This is a genomic window from Stenotrophomonas rhizophila (assembly GCF_003651185.1).
Classification (GTDB): Bacteria; Pseudomonadota; Gammaproteobacteria; order Xanthomonadales; family Xanthomonadaceae; genus Stenotrophomonas; species Stenotrophomonas maltophilia_Z.
Genome location: NZ_RCDC01000006.1, coordinates 331,620 through 351,286, shown reverse-complemented (window position 1 = coordinate 351,286; position 19,667 = coordinate 331,620). Strand labels below are relative to the sequence as shown.

Here is a 19,667-nt window from a genome sequence, read left to right as displayed (position 1 = left end):
CCGCCATGACCCCTGCCATCAACCTGCTCAAGACGCTCGGCATCGCGCACAGCGTGCTGTCCTACCACCATGACGCCACCGCCACGTCCTATGGTGGCGAGGCAGTAGAGCAGCTCGGGCTGGATCCGGCGCAGGTGTTCAAGACACTGCTGGCAAGCACCGAGAAGCACGAGCTGCTGGTGGCGATCGTGCCGGTGAGCGGCACCCTGGACCTCAAGGCACTCGCCGCAGCGGCCGGCTGCCGGAAGTGCGAGATGGCCAACGCCGAGGCGGCGCAGCGCGCGACCGGTTACCTGGTCGGGGGGATCAGCCCGCTGGGGCAGAAAAAGAAGCACCGCACCTTCCTGGAGGCGAGCGCGCAGATGCTGCCGACCGTGCACGTCAGTGCCGGGCGGCGTGGGCTGGAGGTGGCGCTGGCACCGGCCGATCTGATGCAGCTCACCGGCGGCAGCTACGCAAGCATCGGCAAAGCCCGTTGACCGGTAGTGCCGGCCGCTGGCCGGCTCCCCGTGACGCTTGCCTCATGCGTCAGACAGACTGAAGAGCCGGCCAGCGGCCGGCACTACCCCGTCGTCTTCGATCAACGTGCCATCGCTGCGGCTCCAGCGCCTCAGGGCCGCCAATTGGCGTTGCGGTCCCAGAACGCCACCGCGCGCTGATACGCCTCGCGATCCAGCGGCACGCCGGAGCCACCCTCTTCCACCCCCAGCGCGTTGCGCATCATGGTGATCGGGGCCATCGGCACTTCCTCCGGCTCGGCGGTGTAGATGCAGCCGACGATGCCCCACTCCGCATCGATGGGGGAGCCCTCTTTGGCCAACTGCCCGGCGCTGTACAGGATCACCACCAGGTAGTTCGCGCGCGGCGATTCCACGCCTTCAAACCAGCGCACCAGCACCGGCAGTTCCTCGCGGTTGCGCGCTTCATAACCACTGCGCAGCTGGTGACGGTTGGCCTCCGTGATCGGTACGGTCAGGCAGCGCGTGGAGGTCCAGTTTTCGTACACATGCAGTTTGCAGAAGGGCGCGTAGCCATCGAGCACCTTGAACGGCGCATGCGTGTTGAGGTGCTGTTCGAACTGCTCGGCGCTACAGTCCTGGATGGTGTTGCCGCGCGGCACGCGGGGAAACAGTCGGGGCCGGGCGAACGCAGTGAGGACGATGGACATGGGCACAATCAGGCGGCGGAGATCCCACACAGGGTAACGCGTGCGGCACGCGCCCTACAGCGCCAGCCGCTCACGCAGCTCGCGGGCCTGCCGCCGCGAGACCTCCACCTGGCTGCCATCATCGAGGGTCAAGTCATATCCGTCACTCAGCGAGGGCTCGATCGCACGCACGCGACGCAGGTTGACCAGGGTGTTGCGGTTGGCGCGGAAGAACAGCGCCGGCGACAGCCGTGCCTCCAGCGTGCTGAGGCTGCGCGCCAGCACCGCGTTCTGGTCGCGGAACCACAGCCGCGCGTAGTTGCCGTCGACGACGACCTTGCGGATCTCCCCGAGCGCCACGAACCAGCAGCGCTCCCCATCGCGCAGGAACACCTGATCCTCGGCACCCAGCGCATCGCGCACGCTGTCCGTCGCAGCGGGGGCGGCCGGTGCCGAGAGGCGCTCCCGACCGCGTTCCAGCGCCGCCTGCAGGCGGCCTGCCTCCACCGGCTTGACCAGGTAGTCGAGCGCGTTGGTTTCGAAGGCGCGCACCGCGTACTGGTCGTAAGCGGTGACGAACACCACCATCGGCACCGTCTCCAGTCCGTCGAGCACATCGAAGCCCTCGCCCGAGGGCATCTGCACATCGAGCAACACCAGATCGGGCTGTTCGCGCAGGATCGCCTCGCGTGCCGCGGGCACGTCGTCGGCCTCGCCGACACACGCCACCCACGGGATCGCCGCCAGCAGGGTGCGCAGCTCGCGGCGCGCCAGTCGCGCGTCATCCACGATCAACACGCGAAGTGAAGCACTCATTGCTGCACCTCCAGGCGGGCCAGCATGCGCTCGCCCTGACGCTCCAGCAGGAACGTGCCCCGGCTGGATGAAGAGGGCGCCGCGTCGCTGCCCAGCTGCGCGCGCAGATAGGCCAGCCCGATGCCGTGGCCTTCGCTGGTGGCGTCGTGCGCGGCCGGATTGTCCACCGCCACCCGCAGCCAGCCACCATCGAGGCGCACGCGGATCGTCAGCTCGCCGCCGCCGGGATGGACTGCGATGCCGTGCTTGATCGCATTCTCCACCAGCAGCTGCAGTGCCATCGGCGGCAACCGCGCGGACAGCGCGGCCGGCTCGATGTCGGTGTGCACCCGCAGGCGGTCTTCGTAGTGGATCGCTTCCACCGCCAGGTAGTCCTGCACCACGCGCCACTCCTCGGCCAAGGTGACCCAGCCCCCGTCGGTATGCACCAGGGCGTGGCGCAGCGTACTGGATAGATGGGTGACCATGTCGCGCGCACGCGCCGGGTCTTCATTGATCAGTGCACGCAGGTTGTTGAGCGCATTGAACACGAAATGGGGATTGAGCCGCGCACGCAGCGCCTGATGCTCCAGCGTCGCCCGCTGCGCTTCGGCGCGCAGCTGCGCCATCTCGCTGTGCCGGGCACGCTGCAGCGCGCGGCGGCCGGTCCACAGCGCGCACCACACGCTCAGCACGATGGCGGTATTGAACCAGTAGCCGAAGACAGCGGCCGGGCGATAGTTTGCGCGCTGTCCCGGCAGCTGCACCCAGTCCCAGGCCAACGCGGGCAACAGCGCGGCGGCGGTGAGCACCTGGGTGGCCACCGCCACGATCACCACCGCGAGCAGCAGCCGCCACGTCAATCCCAGCAGATCGCGCTGCAACCAGTCATGCCGCAGCGCATAGCCGCGGATGACCGCGCTGCCCACCCACAGGGAAAGCGACACCATCACAGAGATCAGGACGATGCCGGACCAGTGCCCGCCGTAGGTGAACCCCAGCAGCAGGCTCACGCCAAGGTAGGCCAACCAGACCGCGCTGTTGCGCCACCAGAAACCGGTATCGCGTGCTGCCCGCTTCTCGCTCATCGTCTCCACGCCGGTCTCGATCAGGGCGCTGCAGGCAGCTCGAGGAAGCCCCGGATCTGCGTCTGCAGCCAGCGCGGATCATCCCACATCAGGAAGTGGTAGCCCGCGCGGCTCATTTCGATCCGCACACCGGGCAGCGCGGCGTACTGGGTGGCGAATACCTGCCGCGTACTGGCTTCGGTCGCACCGAACGGCTGATAGGCTGCCCACGCGCCCAGCACCAGCACCGGGGCCGTGATGCCGGCGATCGGCTGGCGCAGGTCGGTCATCGTCATGGAGTACATCGCGTTGGCGGTGGTGGCGCGATCGCTGTCGCGTCCCCACTGCTTCAAGGTCGCAACATGCTCGGGGGCGTGCGCCATGTTGGCGACCGCCGCGTCGGTCTGCGCCGCGTACCGCGTGGCGTCGGCGGCAAGCATGCCGGCCCGCATCTGCTCTGCCATCGGCGTGAGCGTGGCCGGTGTCGCGGCCGGATTCTGGACCGCGCCGAAGTACGGCAAGGCATCGACGATCACCAGTGGCCCGACCTTCTGCGGCGCCGCGATCGCCATCTGCAGCGCCAGCACACCACCGAGGCTATGGCCGATCACGGCCGGATGATCGAGCTTGCGGTCCGCACTGTAGGCCAGCAGGCGATCGCGCATGGCGCTCAGAAAGTCATCGCTGGCCACCGCAGGCGCACCGGCAAAGCCCGGCAGCTGGATCAGGTGGCATTGCACCTGCGGCTGCAGCGCGGCGCAGGTCTCGCGCCAGACGTCGGCACCGCTGTTGAGGCCCGGGATCATCAGCACCGGCCGGCCGCTGCCGCTCACCTCGACCTGCAGATCCTGGAAGCGCCCGGTGCCCGCATGGGCGGGGCTGACCAAGGTGGCCCATGCGGTCAGCGCAAGCGCAGCCAACGGGGCGATGGAGTAGATGCGGCGGGGACGGACGGTCGACATGGCAGGCTCCTGCTGGGTGAGCATGAAGCGTGGCGCGGGTCGACGCGGCAGGGGCAATTACATGAGCAGCGGCCGCAGACCGGCGATGAGCGGTCGGCAGCGGCGGATGAACATCCGCGCCTCAGCGATCCGGCGCGCCCACGATGGCCTGCAAGGCCGCCGGCAGCGATGGATACTGGAAGACAAATCCCTCCGCCAAGGCGTGCACCGGCTGCACGTTCTGCCCGGTCAGCAGCAGCCCGCTCATTTCGCCGAAGCCCAGTTTCAAGGCGAATGCCGGGGTGGTCAGCCGCGCCGGACGGTGCAGCACCTCGCCCAGCGTGGTGGCGAAGGTCCGGTTGCTGACCGTGCCGGGCGCCGTGCCGTTGTAGGCGCCGCGTGCCCGGTCGGTGGTGAGCAGCCACAGGATCATCCCGACCAGGTCCTCGCGATGGATCCAGCTCATCCACTGCCGCCCATCGCCCATCGGCCCGCCGAGCCCCATCCGGAACGGCGGCAGCATCTTCTGCAGTGCGCCGCCCTCACGTTCGAGCACGATGCCGGTCCGCAGCACGCAGGTGCGCACGCTGAGGTCCTCGGCCTTGAGCGCCTCGGCCTCCCACTGCCGGCACAGCATCGCGGCGAAGTCGTGGCCGGGCGAGGCGGTCTCATCCAGCGGCGCGCTGTCGCGGGGACCGTACCAACCGATCGCCGAGCCGGACACCAGCACCTTCGGCCGTTCAGGCAGCGCGGCCATCCAGGCCAGCAGCGCCTGCGTCGTGCCGATCCGGGAATCGCGCAGCGCCTGTTTGCGTTCATCGGTCCAGCGGCCCTCCATCAACGGCTCGCCTGCCAGGTTGACCACCGCCTGGACCGGACCGACTTCCTCCAGCGCTGCAACGCTGCGCACGCCCTTCTGCGGGTTCCGGCCGGGCCGGCGGGTGAGGACGATGGGGTCATGGCCCGCGGCCAGCAGCCGCGTGCACAGGCGGCTGCCGATGAAGCCGGTGCCACCGGTGACGAGAATCTGCATGGCGGGTGCTCCGATGAAGTCACGCTCAGTGTAGGCGGCGCGATGTGCAGACGACTGTCACGCACTTCACATTCATCGCGATGAAGAGATATGATTAAACCACACCCGCCGACGCGCCCCGCCCATGACCGCCATCAGCTTCGAGTTCTATCCGCCCAAGACCGACGAGCAGCGTGCCCAGCTGGACCGGACCGCGGCCAAGCTGAAGGTGTTCGCGCCGGAGTACGTGTCGTGTACGTTCGGTGCCGGCGGCTCGACGCTCAGCTACACCTCCGAGACGGTGCGTCACCTCAAGCAGCACCATGGCTTCGAGGCGGCACCGCACCTGTCCTGCGTCGGTGGCAGCCGCGAGGAGATCCGCGAACTGCTCAAGCTGTACCGCGCGATCGGCTGCCGCCGCATCGTCGCCCTGCGCGGTGACCTGCCCTCGGGCATGGGCCACCCCGGCGACCTGCGGTATGCCTCCGAGCTGATCAGCTTCATCCGCGCCGAGCATGGTGATGCGTTCCGGATCGAAGTAGGCGCGTATCCGGAGACCCACCCGCAGGCCAATGACGCGCTGCTGGACCTGAAGCACTTCAAGACCAAGATCGACGCCGGTGCCGATGCGGCGATCACCCAATACTTCTTCAACGCCGATGCCTACTTCCACTTCGTCGATGCGGTACGCAAGCTGGGGGTCACCGTGCCGATCGTGCCAGGCATCATGCCGATCTCCAATTTCAGCCAGCTGCGGCGCTTCTCCGAGCAGTGCGGTGCGGAGATCCCGCGTTGGATCGGCAAGCGCATGCAGGCCTACGGTGACGATGCCGAAGCGGTCCGCGCGTTCGGTGCCGAGGTGGTGGCCAGCCTTTGCGAACGCCTGGTCGCTGGCGGCGCGCCGGGCCTGCACTTCTACACGCTCAACCTGGCCAAGCCGACCACCCAGGTGCTGAAACTGCTGCGCGGGTGAGGCCGCCACGCATCGCTTGCAGATAACGCCCACGCCGCTACGCTGCTGCGATGAAACCGTTCGTGTGGCTCCTGCTGAGTGCGCTGTGCCTGCCCTCGCCCCCCGTCCTGGCGCAGGCGCCGCAGCGCGTGAACCGCTGCACCACGGCCCAAGGCGAAACCGTCTTCACCGATCGCCGCTGCGATGCACTGGGGGCGACCTCCCGTATGCCCCCGCGCACCGCGAGCGTCGGCAACACCGGCATCTACCGCGCCGGCTGCGCGCGCCGGCTCAGTGAACTGACCGGGCAGATCCGCGACGCGGTGAGCGCGCAGGACGTCAACCGGCTGTCGTCGATCTACCTCTGGAGCAACGTCTCCAACGCGACCGCCAACACCATCATCGGTCGGCTGGAATCGGTGGTGAAACGCCCGCTGATCGACATCGCGCCGGTCTACCCGGATACGGCTCCGCCGCTGGTCGATCCGGCACTCGCCACGGCGGGCAGTGCCGAGCCCCCCTCACGTCCCCGTCCGGTCGGCCTGCGCATCGAACAGACCCTCGGCAGCGCCGCCACCCCGGCCCGTACGGTATTCGGCCTGCGCCGTCAGTACGGCTGCTTCTGGATCACGCTGTAGCCGGCCACAGCGACCGGATCGCCGCGATGCCCTGCGCCCCATGGCGGCGCGCCTGCTCGATATCGCCGGGTGTCATCCCGCCCAGCGCATACAGCGGCAACGACACCTGCTCGCGCAGCGCCTCGAAGGCCGCCCAGCCCAGCGGCGTGGCATCCGGGTGGCTGGTCGTCACCTGCACCGGGCCCAGCACCGCGAAATCACATCCCAGCCGCTGCGCCGCCTGCAACTGCGCCAGATCGTGGCAGGACGCCGCCACCAGCTGACCCGCCGGCAGCGGCCGCTCGCCCAGCGCCAGCAGCTGCTCACTGCCAAGATGCACCCCGACCCCCAGCCGCCGGGCCAGGTCGATGTCCCGGTTCACCAGCCACTGGGTCCGTGGTCCATGCTGCTGGATCACGCGCTCGGCCAGCGCCACCCGCGCCGGGCTGGACGGCGTGCGCAGCTGTACGCGGCGCACCCCGCTCTCCAGTGCCTGCGCCAAGCGTCCCAGCCAAGCCTGGTGGACGCTGTCCTCCTCGCCCTCCAGCTCGGGGGTGATCAGGTACCGGTCCGGCTGCCGCAACGCCGCGACCACCGGCAGGTCCGCCGGCGGCATCGAATACCGGTGGAGCTTGTCCGGCGCCACCCAGGTGATCGCCTGCCCCTCGCGGCCCCGCGGCGAGCCCTTCCAACCCTGGACCCGGCGCACCTCAAGACGGAGCCGCTTGTCCGGGTAGATCTGCGGCACCTCCATGATCCACTCACCGATCTCCGCCTCGATCCCCAGCTCCTCGCGCAGCTCCCGCACCAGCGCCTCATCGGAGGTCTCGCCGGCTTCCCGCTTGCCGCCCGGGAATTCCCACAGGCCGGCCATATCGCGGTTCTCGGTACGACGGTTGAGCAGAATGCGGCCACGGGCATCGGTGATGACGCCGGCCACGACATGGATCGAACGAAGGGGAGATGACATACCCGGAGAATGCCCAAACCGGGCCGGGTGACGCAATGCCCCTGCGGGTACCGTCGAGGTGGAGTGCGGATTTCGTGGTGGTGTCTTCGCTCAGGTCTACCGCGAGCGTGAGGGCCCCGCAGCGACCGATAGGCCCCTCGGCAAATGTCCCCCGGCCGCCGCCTGGCGGCGACGGCCTCCTCCTTGATTTTGCCCAGGGGCCTATCGGTCGCTACGGAGCTCGCATGTGGTGGGTTCGCAAAGCGGCCCTTGATCTGCCCACCGCTATCGCAACCCACTGTCACGAGGCGACCGGGCTGCTCCGGGAAGGACCGTCACCCGCATGGATGCGGGTGTCGAGCCTACAAGGAGGTATTTACGGCGTGTCCTGGACGGGGCTGCCCGGTCGCCTCACGCCATGGACATTCGAGGCGCCACGCCGTTGGCGACGAACCACAAAAAAGCCCCGCACCAGGCGGGGCTTCTTCAGCACTTCCAAACAGCCGATCAGTCGATCAGCCAATCAACCGATCAGCTCAGCTGACCATGGCAGTGCTTGTACTTCTTGCCGCTGCCGCACGGGCACGGATCGTTGCGGCCGACCTTCGGCTCATCGCGGCTGACCTGCGCCACGCCGTTCTGCGCCGCCTCCACCTGCGCAGCCTCTTCGTCCGCACCGTAACCGCCCGCGTCCTGGTGCTGGAACTGCGACTGCAGCAGACGTGCCTCCGCCTGCTGGCGCTCGGCCTGCTCCAGCGCCGCCACTTCCTCTTCGCTGCGGATACGCACGCGCGCCAGCAACGTCACCACTTCGCGCTTCACGTTCTCCAGCATCTCCGAGAACAGTTCGAAGGCTTCCTTCTTGTACTCCTGCTTCGGCTGCTTCTGCGCATAGCCGCGCAGGTAGATGCCCTGGCGCAGGTAATCCATGCGTGCCAGGTGCTCCTTCCAGCTCTGGTCCAGCACGGTCAGCATCACGTGCTTCTCCAGCGCGCGCATGGTCTCGTCGCCCACGCCGGCTTCCTTCGCCGCGAAATGCTCGTCGACCTTGGCCTGCACCTTCTCGGCGATGCCCTCGGCATCCAGCTCTTCGTGTGCCTTGACCAGTTCGGTCAGCGACATGTCGATGCCGAAGTCCGATGCCAGCGTTGCTTCCAGACCCTGCAGGTCCCACTGCTCGTCGATCGAGTTCGGCGGCACGAAGCGCGCCACCACATCGAAGATCACATCGCCACGGATGCCATCCACGTTGTCCTTCACCGATTCGGCATCCAGCAGCTCATCGCGCTGGCTGTAGATCACCTTGCGCTGATCGTTGTTGACGTCGTCGAAGTCCAGCAGATTCTTGCGGATATCGAAGTTGTGCGCTTCGACCTTGCGCTGCGCCTTTTCGATCTGGCGGCTGACCAGACGATCCTCGATGACGTCGTCTTCCTTCATGCCCATCATGCGCATCGCCTTCTGGACCCAGTCCGAGGCGAAGATGCGCATCAGGTTGTCTTCCAGCGACAGGTAGAAGCGGGACGAACCCGGATCGCCCTGGCGGCCCGAACGGCCACGCAGCTGGTTATCGATACGGCGCGACTCATGGCGCTCGGTGCCGACGATGTGCAGGCCACCGGCCGCCTTGACCGCATCGTGGCGGACCTGCCATTCGGCCTTGACCTTGGCACGCTGTTCCGGCGTCGCCTCTTCGCCCAGCTCATGCAGCTGCGCTTCCAGCGAACCGCCCAGCACGATGTCGGTACCACGGCCGGCCATGTTGGTGGCGATGGTCACCGCGCCCGGCATGCCGGCGTTGGCGATGATGGTCGCTTCGCGGTCATGCTGCTTGGCGTTGAGCACTTCGTGGTGCACACCGGCCTTGCGCAGATGCTCGGACAGCATCTCCGAGGTTTCGATCGAGGTGGTACCCACCAGCACCGGCTGGCCGCGCTCGTTGCAGGCCTGGATATCGGCCAGCACGGCGTTGAACTTGCCGTTGCGGTTGAGGAACACCTGGTCCGAACCGTCCTTGCGGATGGTCGGGCGGTTGGTCGGGATCACCACCACTTCCAGGTTGTAGATGCTCTGGAACTCGTAGGCTTCCGTATCGGCCGTACCGGTCATGCCGGACAGCTTCTTGTACATGCGGAACAGGTTCTGGAAGGTGATGCTCGCCAGCGTCTGGTTCTCACGCTGGACCGGCACGCCTTCCTTCGCTTCCACCGCCTGGTGCAGGCCATCGGACCAGCGGCGGCCGGCCAGGGTACGGCCGGTGAATTCATCCACGATCACCACTTCGCCATCGCGCACGATGTAATCCACGTCGCGCTGGTAGATCGCATGCGCACGCAGCGCCGCGTTGAGGTGGTGCACCACGGTCAGGTTCTGCGCGGCGTAGAGGCCTTCGGTCTCGGCATTGAGGATGCCGGCTTCCACCAGCAGTGCCTCGGCATGTTCCATGCCCGCTTCGGACAGATGGACCTGCTTGCCCTTCTCGTCCACCCAGAAATCGCCTTCGCCTTCCTCGGCCTCCTGCTTGATCAGGTGCGGAACGACGCGGTTGACACGGATGTACAGCTCCGGGGAATCATCGGCCGGGCCGGAGATGATCAGCGGGGTACGGGCTTCATCGATCAGGATCGAGTCGACTTCATCGACGATCGCGTAATGCAGGCCGCGCTGGTAGCGGTCCGCACGGGACAGCGCCATGTTGTCGCGCAGGTAATCGAAACCGAACTCGTTGTTGGTGCCGTAGGTGATGTCGCTGGCATACGCCTCGCGCTTGTCGCCATGCGGCATGCCCGGGTAGACCACGCCCACGCTCATGCCCAGCCAGTTGTAGAGCTTGCCCATCTGCGCCGAGTCACGGCGGGCCAGGTAGTCGTTCACGGTGACCACGTGGACGCCCTTGCCTTCCAGCGCGTTCAGATACACCGGCAGCGTGGCGACCAGGGTCTTGCCTTCACCGGTGCGCATTTCCGCGATCTTGCCCAGGTGCAGGACCATGCCGCCGATCAGCTGTACATCGTAATGGCGCATGCCCAGCACACGGCGGCTGGCTTCACGGCAGACCGCGAACGCTTCGGGAAGCACCTTGTCCAGGGCCTCACCGTCAGCGATGCGCTGCTTGAATTCCGGGGTCTTGGCCTTGAGCTGCTCGTCGGAGAGCTTTTCGATTTCCGGCTCCAACGCATTGATCTTGGCGACGATGCGGTTGAGCTGGCGCAGCTGTCGTTCATTACGACTGCCGAAGACGCGGGTAAGCAGGCTGTTGATCATTGAAGGAACCGGTTGGAATGAGACGCCCCAACGGCGGCGCTCTCCCCAGGGGATGCGCACGCCGCAAACGAAACAGGGCGCACCGCGCCCTGTCTATGGCAACACCCATTGTAGCTTGGGACGGGGGTCCGGCGTTTCAAGCACCCCCGTTCAAGTTCGTTACCGTGATCAGCCCCGCGAAACGCGGCCGACCGGGGTATTGCCGCCATCACCGAGGAACTTGCGCGGATTGACCACCTGGCCGCGTTCCCAGACCTCGAAGTGCACGTGGGCACCGGTGGAACGGCCCGTGGAACCGGCCTTGGCCACTTCCTGGCCGGCCCGGACCAGATCGCCCGGCTTCACCACCAGGCGCGAATTATGCGCATAGCGGGTCACATAGCCATTGCCATGGTCCACATCGACCACATTGCCGTAGCCGCCTTTCACACCGGCGAAGCTGACCACGCCGTCGGCCACCGACATCACCGGGTCACCGACCTTGGCGTGGAAATCCATGCCCTTGTGGGTGGCCGCACCACGACCGAACGGATCGCTGCGGGTCCCGAAGTTGGAGGTGATGTAGGTGTTGCGGATCGGCATGCGCGAGGGCACGGCGTTCTGTTCGAGCTGGTGGTCGAACATCAGCGACTCCATCACCGACAGCTGGCGGCCTGAAGCAGCAAAGCGCTGCTCCAGCACCTGTAAGTCGGCGTTGACCGCGCTGACCGGGATGTCCTGGGTCGGGCCGGGCTCGCCTTCACCGAGGCCGGGGGTCTCGTTGAAGTCGAATTCACCGTCTTCCAGTTTGCCCATCTGGGTGAGGCGTTCGCCCAGCGCATTGAGACGGGTGGCCTGCGCCTGCAGCTCGCCCATCCGCGCAGCCAGCGCGTTGACCTGGGTCTGAGCGTCCTTCTGGGCCTGCGCCAGCTCGCGTTCCTGCTGTGCGACCTTGGCGTGGAGCCGGGAATCGTTGAACATGCTGCCACCGATACCGGCACCGAAGCCGATCAGGCAGCCCACCCCCAGCACACTGCCCAGCAGGGCCCGGGGGGAATCTTCGAAGTAGAAACGCAAACGCGCCAGCGGCGTCTTGGCCTGTCCTTCACGCGTTTTGATTACGATCTTTTTGAATGCCATCAGTGAGTTTTCATGTCTGAGCCGAAATCCAGTGCCCGTTCCCCATCCACGCCGAAGCCGGCGCTGGATGCGGTCATGGCGGACAAAGCCGGTAACCCGCTGCGTCGTGCCTTGTGGCTCGACGCGCTGGACCGTCAATTGCGCCCCCATTTGCCGCCTGCACTGGCCACCCGTTGCCGGCTGGCGAATGTAAACGGCGAGCACCTCGTTTTTCTCGTCGAATCTCCCGTGTGGCACGCCAAGGTCCGGCTTGCCGAAGCACAGTTGATCGACGCGGCCCGGTCCATCGGGCTGAAGGTCACCAAGGTGACCGTCAAAACAGCATCTGCCCCTCCCCCACGCTCCCCAGCGATCGACAACAGGAATGGCCCCCACGCTGTTTCAGCCGCCACGCACAAAGGGCTACGCGACGCGTTGGCTTGTCTGCGCGATGTGGATTCCTCCAAATCGTGAAGCCATCGGGGCATCCCGCCCCTTCCCGGCCGCGTCACGATCACGTGAACTTTGGCTGGGAGCCGGTCTGCACTGTAGCGGCGGAACCGCCGCCAGTCGTTAGTGTTTTATTAAATTAACGTTAAATTCGGTAGAAACCTTGATGAGGTTCACAAATCTGTGCGCTGTGCACCCCCACGGTTCATTGACGTCAAGGTCACGCCGCGCTCCGCGCCTGCGCAGCCCTGAACGCAGAAACGGCGCCGTGGGCGCCGTCTCGTTTCCTTTTAAATCAATGGCTTGCGCCCACACCTGACTCAGGCGTACGCCGGCAGACCGTAGACGACCGGTGCGGCGGCCGCGGGCGAGTCATAGCTGACCCACTCCCATGCACTGGCATCGGCCAGCAGCGCGCGCACCAGCTTGTTGTTGAGCGCGTGGCCCGACTTGAAGCCTTCGTACGCGCCCAGCACCTGGCCGCCGGCCAGATACAGATCGCCGATCGCATCGAGGATCTTGTGGCGCACGAACTCATCGGCGTAGCGCAGGCCGTCGTCGTTGAGCACGCGGAACTCGTCGAGCACGATGGCGTTGTCCATCGAACCGCCCAGGCCCAGGTTGCGCTCGCGCATGTACTCCAGATCCCGCATGAAGCCGAAGGTCCGGGCGCGCGAGATTTCCTTGGTGTAGGCCAGGGTCGAGAACTCGATTTCCGCCCGCGACTGCTTGGCCGGGATCATCGGGTGGTTGAACTGGATGGTGAAACCGAGCTTGTAGCCTTCGTACGGCTCGAAGCGGGCGACCTTGTCGCCATCGGTGACTTCCACCGTCTTGAGAATGCGGATGAAGCGTTTCGGCGCGTCCTGCTCGGCGATGCCCGCCGACTGCAGCAGGAAGACGAACGGGCCGGAGGAACCGTCCATGATCGGCAGCTCGGCCGAGGACAGTTCCACGATGATGTTGTCCACACCCAGGCCGGCCAGGGCCGACATCAGGTGTTCGACGGTCTGGATCTTGGCCTCGTGATAGGTCAGGCCGGTGCACAGGGTGACTTCGGTGACCAGATCCGCACGCGCAGGCACTTCCACCACCGGGTCCATATCGACGCGACGGAAGACGATGCCGTGGTTGACCGGGGCCGGGCGCAGGGTCATGTAGACCTTGTCACCACTGTGAAGGCCAACGCCGGTGGCGCGGATCGTGTTCTTGAGGGTGCGTTGCGGAATCATCGGGGTGCAGGACCAGAAAGCGCGCGGTCAGCGCGGCTGTGACAAACAAGAATAACACGCACTACCGCTGTCCCTTCCGTGAACCGTGGTGCGTCGACAGCACTGCCCGGACGTGCGCGATGCACGACGGCGGTCAGACTGCCGGGCCGATCCTGGCCCGGCAGCATGGGACATGGAGGTGCTTACCGGGGAGGACAAGGCCCCGGCACGCAGTACTCAGTCCGCCTGGCGGCGCAGGAACGCCGGGATGTCCAGGTAATCGTTCGGCAGTTCAGCGGCGGCCGGACCCGATGCGCTCGGGGCCGACGGGGCCACGGTGTCGGCGCTCGGACGACGCAGGCCCATGCCCATGCCCATCCCGCCCACGGCCTTGGAGACCGCATCGCCGCCGTTGTCGAACTCGCCGAACTCCGGCTGGCCGGTGGTGGCGTTGCGGACCAGCTTGATCGGTGCGCGCTCGCCCGGACGCTGGGTCTTGGCGGTGACGGCACGGTTCAGGCCAGTGGCGACCACGGTCACGCGGACTTCGTCCTGCATGTCCGGATCCAGCACGGTACCCACGACCACGGTGGCATCTTCCGAAGCGAAGCCATCGATGGTGCGGCCGATCTCGTCGAACTCGGCCATCGTGAAGTCGGCGCCGGCGGTGATGTTGACCAGGATGCCGTTGGCACCGGCCAGGTTCACATCGTCCAGCAGCGGGTTCTGGATGGCGGCTTCGGCAGCGGCCTGGGCGCGGTCATCGCCACGCGCGGTGCCGGTGCCCATCATCGCCAGGCCCATTTCGGACATGACGGTGCGCACGTCGGCGAAGTCGACGTTGATCAGGCCCGGCCGCACGATCAGGTCGGCGATGCCCTGCACGGCGCCCTGGAGGACGTCGTTGGCGGCACGGAAGGCCTGGATCATGGTGGCGTTGCGGCCCAGCACGGTGATCAGCTTTTCGTTCGGGATGGTGATCAGCGAATCGCAATGCTGGCTCAGTTCTTCGATGCCCTTCAGCGCGACCTGCATGCGGCGACGGCCTTCGAACGGGAACGGCTTGGTGACCACGGCGACGGTCAGGATGCCCATCTCCTTGGCCAGCTGGGCCACGACCGGGGCTGCACCGGTGCCGGTGCCGCCGCCCATGCCGGCGGTGATGAACACCATATCCGCCCCCTGCAGGGCGTCCATGATGCGCTCACGGTCTTCCAGCGCGGCCTGGCGGCCGACTTCCGGGTTCGCGCCTGCGCCCAGGCCCTTGGTGACGTTGGTACCCAGCTGCAGCTGCAGCTTGGCACCACAATTCTTGATGGCCTGCGAGTCGGTGTTGGCGGTGATGAATTCCACGCCGTCCACACTGGTGCTGACCATGTGCGCCACGGCGTTGCCGCCGCCGCCGCCCACGCCGATCACCTTGATCACCGCATTGGGTGCCATCTTTTCAATCAGTTCGAAATGCGCCATGTCCGTGTCCTCGTGTTGCCGTTTACGCGGGACGGGGGCTTCGGAGATTCCTTCTCCTGTCCTCCCCACCGTCGTACCGGCGAGTTGTAGTTGGTATGCCCGGCTGGATAGAGCCAACCGCGGCGGTATTGCCTGCTTCAAAGAACGACCCGTGGGCCGGTGTTGCTACTTCGCACTGCGGGGTGTTGCCTGTGTTGCGTGGACTACGTGGATTTTTCGGGAACTGCTTATCGCGTATTGCATGTGTACTGCGTGTTGCGAACCGCGATCAGAACTCGCCGCGGAACCAGGTTTTGAGCTTCTTGAACATGCTGCCGGCGCGGCCGGTGGGCAGCGACGGGCGACGCGGGTGTTCGATCTGGCTGCCCATCAGCAGCAGGCCCACGCCGGTGGCATGCACCGGGTTGCCCACTACTTCGCCCAGCCCGGTGACGTGCTGCGGAATGCCCACGCGCACCGGCATCTGCAGCATTTCCTCGGCCAGTTCGACCACGCCTTCCATCTTCGAGGCGCCACCGGTGAGCACCATGCCGGCGCGCACCAGTTCCTCGAAACCGGAACGGCGCAGTTCGGCCTGCACCATCTCGAAGATTTCCTCGTAACGGCCCTGCACCGCCTGGGCGAGTGCGTGGCGCGGCATCCGGCGCGGCGGACGATCGCCGACGCTGGGCACCTGGATGCTCTCCTCGGCGGTGGCCAGCTGGGCCAGGGCGCAGGCATAGCGCACCTTGATCTGCTCGGCTTCCGGGGTCGGCGTGCGCAGCATGTGCGCGATGTCGTTGGTGACGTGGTCGCCGGCGATCGGCAGCGAGGCGGTGTGGCAGATCGCGCCCTGCACGAACACGGCCAGGTCGGTGGTGCCGGCGCCCATGTCGACCAGTACCACGCCCAGCTCGCGCTCGTCGGCGGTCAGCACGGCCACGCTGGAGGCCAGCGAGGACAGCACCAGGTCATCGACCTGCAGGCCGCAGCGCTGCACGCACTTGGAGATGTTGGCCGCGGCCGACTGTGCGCACACCACCAGGTGGGCATGCACTTCCAGGCGCACGCCGGTCATGCCGACCGGGTTGCGGATGCCTTCCTGCGAATCGTCCAGCACGTACTCGCGCGGGATCGCATGCAGGATCTTCTGGTCGGCCGGGATCGCCACCGCCTTGGCCGCATCCAGCACGCGATCCAGGTCGCCCCAGGTCACTTCGCCGTCGCGGATCGGCACGATGCCGGGCGAGTTCTTGCACTGCACGTGGTTGCCGGAGATCGAGGCATACACCGAGCGGATCTCGCAGCCGGCCATCAGCTCGGCCTCTTCGACCGCACGCTGGATGGACTGCACGGTCGATTCGATATCCACCACCACGCCGCGCTTGAGACCGCGCGATTCGTGCGAGCCGATGCCGATGACCTCGATCGGATTGCCGGGCGAATACTCGCCGACCAGCGCCACCACCTTGGAGGTGCCGATATCCAGACCAACGATCAGTGATTTGTCACCCTTGCGATTCATGTCCTGTCCTGCGTCCTGTGCGCCACAGTGGCCGGCGTGGCCGGTGCGGCCGGAACCGGGGTACCCCAGCTCAGCGTGAAACCATTGGTGTATCGGAGGTCGGCGCGCTCGATCGGCGCCGCTTGATTGGCCAGCTGCGGCAGCACGCGTACGAAGCGCTGGAGGCGCGAACGGGCATCGTCGCGGCCGACGACGACTTCGGTGCCATTGCTCAGCACCAGCGACCAGCTGCCGCGTGCGTCCATGGTGACCCGCTTGACGTCCACGCCGGCCGGCGCGAACAGCGCGCGCGCATCGTTGTAGAGCGCCACCACTTCTTCGGTCTGGCTGTCCGGCCCATCCAGGTCGGGCAGTTCCAGGTCCTGCAGCTTCTTCGGCGTGGCGAACAACTTGCCCTGCTCGGAGAGCAGGCGGTCATGGCCCCAGCGCGCGAACGGCTTGTGCTCGACCAGGGTGATTTCCAGCACGTCCGGCCACTGCTTGCGGACCTGCGCGCTTTCCACCCACGGCAACGTTTCGATGGCGTCCTGCGCATCCTGCAGCTTGACCGCGAAGAAGCCGGACTTCGCATAGGGCAGCACCACCTGCTGCAGCTGCTCGGCCGGCACCCGCTTGAACTCACCGTGCACGCGCAGCTTGGCCAACGGCCACCGCTCGGCACCGACCCAGCCGTTGAGCACCGCCACCACCGGCAGTGCCACGACCGACAGGGCCAGCAACCAGACGAAGATGCGCAGCACCGCGTTCATGCGTGGCGGTGCTCCTGTGCGGCGTGACCCGGCAGGGTCTGTTCCAGCACGCGCCAGACCAGCTCTTCAAAGCCGATCCCGGCCTGGCTGGCCGCCTTGGGCACCAGCGAATGGCTGGTCATGCCCGGCGCGGTGTTCACTTCCAACAGGTAGAAGCGGCCGCTGCTGCGGTCGCGCATCACGTCCACCCGGCCCCAGCCACGGCAACCGGCGGCGCGGAACGCGGCCAGCGCGAGGCGGCGGATCTCGATTTCATCCTCGCCCTCCAGGCCCGGGCACAGGTACTGGGTGTCCTCGGCGATGTATTTGGCGTTGTAGTCGTACCACTGGCCCTTGGGCACGATGCGGATCGACGGCAGCGCCTGGTCGCCCAGGATCGCCACGGTCAACTCGTCGCCGACCACCATCTGCTCCATCAGCAGCTGGCCGTCATAGCGCACCGCCAGCGCGACCGCCTCATCCAGGCCGGCCTCTTCCACCACGCGGCTGATGCCAACGCTGGAGCCTTCATTGGCCGGCTTGACCACCACCGGCAGGCCGAGCTCGGCCGCGGCGGCGTGGACGTCGGAGGCCTGGTCCAGCGCGATGAAGCGCGGGGTCGGCAGGCCGTGCGACAGCCACACCTGCTTGGTGCGGATCTTGTCCATGCTCAACGCCGAGCCCAGCACGTCCGAGCCGGTGTAGGGCACGCCGAAGGCTTCCATCAGGCCCTGCACGATGCCATCTTCGCCACCGCCGTTATGGCCGTGGAGAATGTTGAAGACGCGGTCGAAGCGCTTCTCGACCAGCGCGAGCGCCAGGGCCGGGATGCCGTCGACCGCGATCGCATCGACGCCGCGCGCGCGCAGCGCTTCGATCACGTTGCGGCCGGAATCCAGCGAGACGTTGCGCTCGCTGGAGGTACCACCCAGCAGCACGGCGACGCGGCCGAACATGGCCGGGTCGGTGAGGCGCAGCGGCGGGAAGGTCAGCGCGTTCATGCCGCCGGGGTCTCCTGGAAACCTTCGCCGGCGATCTGCTGGGCGATGTAGCCGATGTCACCGGCCCCCATCATCAGCAGCAGGTCACCGTCCTGCAGCACGTCGGGCAGCACGTGGGCCAGTTCGGCGGCGTTGCCGACCACGACCGGCTCGCTGCGGCCGCGCGCACGGATGGCGCGGGCCAGCGAACGCGAATCGGCGCCCGGGATCGGCGCTTCGCCGGCCGGGTACACCTCGCTCAGCACCAGCGCATCCACTTCGGACAGCACCGCGGCAAAGGCATCGAACTGATCGCGGGTGCGGCTGTAACGGTGTGGCTGGAACGCCACGACCAGGCGCTGGCTCGGCCAGCCACCCCGGGCAGCAGCGAACACGGCGGCCAGCTCACGCGGGTGGTGGCCGTAATCGTCGATCACGCGGACCTTGGCACCGGTGTGCGTGGTGACGATGCCCAGGTCATTGAAGCGGCGGCCGATGCCGGCAAAGCTCTCCAGCGCACGCGCGATCGCCTCCGGCGCCACGCCCAGCTGCCAGCCCACGGCGGCGGCGGCCAGCGCGTTGAGCACGTTGTGCTCGCCCGGCAGGGCCAGCGTCACCGGGTGGCTGCTGCCTTCCGGCAGGCGCAGGGTGAAATGCATGCGCGGCCCGTCCTGGACCACATCCTCGGCACGCACGTCAGCGTTGCTGCTCATGCCATAGCTCATGACATGGCGTGGCGTCTGCGCGGCCAATGCGGCCACTTCCGGATCGTCGATGCACAGCACCGCCAGCCCGTAGAACGGCAGGCGCTGCAGGAACTCGGCGAACGCGGCCTGGACGCGGGCAAAATCGTTGCCGTAGTTTTCCAGGTGGTCCGAATCGATGTTGGTGATCACCGAGACCAGCGGGTTCAGGCGCAGGAAGCTGCCATCGCTTTCGTCGGCTTCGGCCACCAGCCACTGGCCACCGCCGAGCTTGGCGTTGGCACCGGCGGCGAGCAGCTGGCCGCCGATCACGAAGGTCGGGTCCAGCCCGCCTTCGCTCAGCACCGCGGCGGTGAGGCTGGTGGTGGTGGTCTTGCCGTGCGTGCCGGCCACCGCGATGCCGCGGCGGAAGCGCATCAGTTCGGCCAGCATCGCCGCGCGCGGCATGATCGGAATGCGCTGGCTGCGCGCTTCCATCAGTTCCGGGTTGTCATCGCGGATCGCGCTGGAGACGACCACGCAGTCGGTGCCAAGCACGTTGGCGGCCGAGTGGCCACGCATCACGCGCGCACCCAGGCCGGCCAGGCGGCGGGTCGCGGCGTTGTCGGCATTGTCCGAACCGGACACTTCATAGCCCAGCGTCAGCATCACTTCGGCGATGCCGCTCATGCCGGTGCCGCCGATGCCGACGAAGTGCACGCGCGGGAACGCGCGTACCAGGTCGTTGGTGTCGTGGAGGCGGCGGATCATGCGCGGCCTCGCGCCAGGCTGGCGCGCG

At 66.9% G+C, this 19,667-nt stretch carries 18 protein-coding genes; 4 read left to right on the top strand and 14 right to left on the bottom strand.

Features of this window, described 5'->3' with window-relative positions:
- Nucleotides 1–5: 5 nt before the first annotated feature.
- The gene (ybaK, locus tag BCL79_RS15700) at nucleotides 6–479 is read left to right on the top strand and encodes a Cys-tRNA(Pro) deacylase (protein WP_121042730.1); all 474 of its coding nucleotides are present in this window, start codon (nucleotides 6–8) and stop codon (nucleotides 477–479) included.
- Between the two features lie 131 nt (nucleotides 480–610).
- Here ybaK and BCL79_RS15695 read toward each other — a convergent pair whose 3' ends face one another.
- From BCL79_RS15695 to BCL79_RS15675, 5 genes are all read right to left on the bottom strand, one after another.
- Nucleotides 611–1,168 carry a DUF3228 family protein gene (locus BCL79_RS15695; RefSeq protein ID WP_121042728.1) on the bottom strand — a complete coding sequence of 186 codons (558 nt, stop codon included), beginning with the start codon at nucleotides 1,166–1,168 and terminating at the stop codon, nucleotides 611–613.
- Nucleotides 1,169–1,222: 54 nt separating this feature from the next.
- A complete protein-coding gene (locus tag BCL79_RS15690; RefSeq protein WP_121042726.1) occupies nucleotides 1,223–1,963 on the bottom strand; it encodes a LytR/AlgR family response regulator transcription factor in 741 nt (246 codons plus the stop codon).
- Nucleotides 1,960–3,030, bottom strand: coding sequence for a sensor histidine kinase (locus BCL79_RS15685; RefSeq protein WP_259462197.1), 1,071 nt, complete (start codon nucleotides 3,028–3,030; stop codon nucleotides 1,960–1,962). Before BCL79_RS15685 ends, BCL79_RS15690 begins: the two co-directional genes overlap by 4 nt.
- Nucleotides 3,031–3,050: 20 nt before the next feature.
- A complete protein-coding gene (locus tag BCL79_RS15680; RefSeq protein ID WP_121042722.1) occupies nucleotides 3,051–3,971 on the bottom strand; it encodes an alpha/beta fold hydrolase in 921 nt (306 codons plus the stop codon).
- Nucleotides 3,972–4,092: 121 nt separating this feature from the next.
- On the bottom strand, nucleotides 4,093–4,983 hold the full coding sequence (locus tag BCL79_RS15675; RefSeq protein ID WP_121042720.1) for a TIGR01777 family oxidoreductase: 891 nt from the start codon (nucleotides 4,981–4,983) through the stop codon (nucleotides 4,093–4,095).
- Nucleotides 4,984–5,107: 124 nt separating this feature from the next.
- Between BCL79_RS15675 and metF the strand changes: the two genes are divergently transcribed.
- Together metF and BCL79_RS15665 are read left to right on the top strand one after the other, a co-directional pair.
- Nucleotides 5,108–5,935, top strand: a complete 828-nt coding sequence (gene metF, locus BCL79_RS15670; protein ID WP_121042718.1) for a methylenetetrahydrofolate reductase [NAD(P)H] — start codon at nucleotides 5,108–5,110, stop codon at nucleotides 5,933–5,935.
- Between the two features lie 50 nt (nucleotides 5,936–5,985).
- Nucleotides 5,986–6,552, top strand: a complete 567-nt coding sequence (locus BCL79_RS15665; RefSeq protein ID WP_121042716.1) for a hypothetical protein — start codon at nucleotides 5,986–5,988, stop codon at nucleotides 6,550–6,552.
- On the opposite strand, the gene BCL79_RS15660 is transcribed toward BCL79_RS15665, so the two are convergent.
- The 3 genes from BCL79_RS15660 to BCL79_RS15650 form a co-directional block, all read right to left on the bottom strand.
- Nucleotides 6,542–7,501, bottom strand: coding sequence for a Nudix family hydrolase (locus tag BCL79_RS15660; protein WP_121042714.1), 960 nt, complete (start codon nucleotides 7,499–7,501; stop codon nucleotides 6,542–6,544). The two genes, BCL79_RS15665 and BCL79_RS15660, sit on opposite strands and share 11 nt — an antisense overlap.
- Before the next feature lie 510 nt (nucleotides 7,502–8,011).
- Nucleotides 8,012–10,744, bottom strand: coding sequence for a preprotein translocase subunit SecA (secA, locus tag BCL79_RS15655; protein ID WP_121042712.1), 2,733 nt, complete (start codon nucleotides 10,742–10,744; stop codon nucleotides 8,012–8,014).
- Nucleotides 10,745–10,912: 168 nt separating this feature from the next.
- On the bottom strand, nucleotides 10,913–11,863 hold the full coding sequence (locus BCL79_RS15650; protein WP_019182479.1) for a M23 family metallopeptidase: 951 nt from the start codon (nucleotides 11,861–11,863) through the stop codon (nucleotides 10,913–10,915).
- Nucleotides 11,864–11,875: 12 nt separating this feature from the next.
- On the opposite strand from BCL79_RS15650, the gene BCL79_RS15645 reads away from it, so the two are divergent.
- Entirely contained in the window at nucleotides 11,876–12,316 is a 441-nt protein-coding gene (locus BCL79_RS15645; RefSeq protein WP_026069663.1) for a DUF721 domain-containing protein, read from the top strand.
- A gap of 296 nt (nucleotides 12,317–12,612) precedes the next feature.
- Here BCL79_RS15645 and lpxC read toward each other — a convergent pair whose 3' ends face one another.
- The 6 genes from lpxC to murC all read right to left on the bottom strand — a co-directional run bounded on the left by lpxC (nucleotide 12,613) and on the right by murC (nucleotide 19,639).
- Nucleotides 12,613–13,524 (bottom strand): UDP-3-O-acyl-N-acetylglucosamine deacetylase, encoded by a 912-nt coding sequence (gene lpxC, locus BCL79_RS15640; protein WP_088433963.1) that lies wholly within the window; start codon nucleotides 13,522–13,524, stop codon nucleotides 12,613–12,615.
- Between the two features lie 216 nt (nucleotides 13,525–13,740).
- Nucleotides 13,741–14,973, bottom strand: a complete 1,233-nt coding sequence (ftsZ, locus tag BCL79_RS15635) for a cell division protein FtsZ (RefSeq protein WP_019182482.1) — start codon at nucleotides 14,971–14,973, stop codon at nucleotides 13,741–13,743.
- A 268-nt stretch (nucleotides 14,974–15,241) separates the two neighbouring features.
- Nucleotides 15,242–16,477: a cell division protein FtsA gene (gene ftsA / locus BCL79_RS15630; protein WP_017355446.1), complete on the bottom strand. Its 1,236-nt coding sequence runs from the start codon at nucleotides 16,475–16,477 to the stop codon at nucleotides 15,242–15,244.
- Nucleotides 16,474–17,226, bottom strand: a complete 753-nt coding sequence (locus BCL79_RS15625) for a cell division protein FtsQ/DivIB (RefSeq protein ID WP_121042710.1) — start codon at nucleotides 17,224–17,226, stop codon at nucleotides 16,474–16,476. The genes ftsA and BCL79_RS15625 overlap by 4 nt, the downstream gene beginning before the upstream one ends.
- The gene (locus tag BCL79_RS15620) at nucleotides 17,223–18,206 is read right to left on the bottom strand and encodes a D-alanine--D-alanine ligase (protein ID WP_121042708.1); all 984 of its coding nucleotides are present in this window, start codon (nucleotides 18,204–18,206) and stop codon (nucleotides 17,223–17,225) included. The genes BCL79_RS15625 and BCL79_RS15620 overlap by 4 nt, the downstream gene beginning before the upstream one ends.
- A complete protein-coding gene (murC, locus tag BCL79_RS15615; protein ID WP_121042706.1) occupies nucleotides 18,203–19,639 on the bottom strand; it encodes a UDP-N-acetylmuramate--L-alanine ligase in 1,437 nt (478 codons plus the stop codon). The genes BCL79_RS15620 and murC overlap by 4 nt, the downstream gene beginning before the upstream one ends.
- Nucleotides 19,640–19,667: the final 28 nt, after the last annotated feature.

What these genes read in the sequence shown, in the direction of transcription:
- ybaK (WP_121042730.1), top strand. Translation starts at nt 6, where the DNA reads ATGACCCCTGCCATCAACCTGCTCAAGACGCTCGGCATCGCGCACAGC.
- BCL79_RS15695 (WP_121042728.1), bottom strand. Translation starts at nt 1,168, where the DNA reads ATGTCCATCGTCCTCACTGCGTTCGCCCGGCCCCGACTGTTTCCCCGC.
- BCL79_RS15690 (WP_121042726.1), bottom strand. Translation starts at nt 1,963, where the DNA reads ATGAGTGCTTCACTTCGCGTGTTGATCGTGGATGACGCGCGACTGGCG.
- BCL79_RS15685 (WP_259462197.1), bottom strand. Translation starts at nt 3,030, where the DNA reads ATGAGCGAGAAGCGGGCAGCACGCGATACCGGTTTCTGGTGGCGCAAC.
- BCL79_RS15680 (WP_121042722.1), bottom strand. Translation starts at nt 3,971, where the DNA reads ATGTCGACCGTCCGTCCCCGCCGCATCTACTCCATCGCCCCGTTGGCT.
- BCL79_RS15675 (WP_121042720.1), bottom strand. Translation starts at nt 4,983, where the DNA reads ATGCAGATTCTCGTCACCGGTGGCACCGGCTTCATCGGCAGCCGCCTG.
- metF (WP_121042718.1), top strand. Translation starts at nt 5,108, where the DNA reads ATGACCGCCATCAGCTTCGAGTTCTATCCGCCCAAGACCGACGAGCAG.
- BCL79_RS15665 (WP_121042716.1), top strand. Translation starts at nt 5,986, where the DNA reads ATGAAACCGTTCGTGTGGCTCCTGCTGAGTGCGCTGTGCCTGCCCTCG.
- BCL79_RS15660 (WP_121042714.1), bottom strand. Translation starts at nt 7,501, where the DNA reads ATGTCATCTCCCCTTCGTTCGATCCATGTCGTGGCCGGCGTCATCACC.
- secA (WP_121042712.1), bottom strand. Translation starts at nt 10,744, where the DNA reads ATGATCAACAGCCTGCTTACCCGCGTCTTCGGCAGTCGTAATGAACGA.
- BCL79_RS15650 (WP_019182479.1), bottom strand. Translation starts at nt 11,863, where the DNA reads ATGGCATTCAAAAAGATCGTAATCAAAACGCGTGAAGGACAGGCCAAG.
- BCL79_RS15645 (WP_026069663.1), top strand. Translation starts at nt 11,876, where the DNA reads ATGTCTGAGCCGAAATCCAGTGCCCGTTCCCCATCCACGCCGAAGCCG.
- lpxC (WP_088433963.1), bottom strand. Translation starts at nt 13,524, where the DNA reads ATGATTCCGCAACGCACCCTCAAGAACACGATCCGCGCCACCGGCGTT.
- ftsZ (WP_019182482.1), bottom strand. Translation starts at nt 14,973, where the DNA reads ATGGCGCATTTCGAACTGATTGAAAAGATGGCACCCAATGCGGTGATC.
- ftsA (WP_017355446.1), bottom strand. Translation starts at nt 16,477, where the DNA reads ATGAATCGCAAGGGTGACAAATCACTGATCGTTGGTCTGGATATCGGC.
- BCL79_RS15625 (WP_121042710.1), bottom strand. Translation starts at nt 17,226, where the DNA reads ATGAACGCGGTGCTGCGCATCTTCGTCTGGTTGCTGGCCCTGTCGGTC.
- BCL79_RS15620 (WP_121042708.1), bottom strand. Translation starts at nt 18,206, where the DNA reads ATGAACGCGCTGACCTTCCCGCCGCTGCGCCTCACCGACCCGGCCATG.
- murC (WP_121042706.1), bottom strand. Translation starts at nt 19,639, where the DNA reads ATGATCCGCCGCCTCCACGACACCAACGACCTGGTACGCGCGTTCCCG.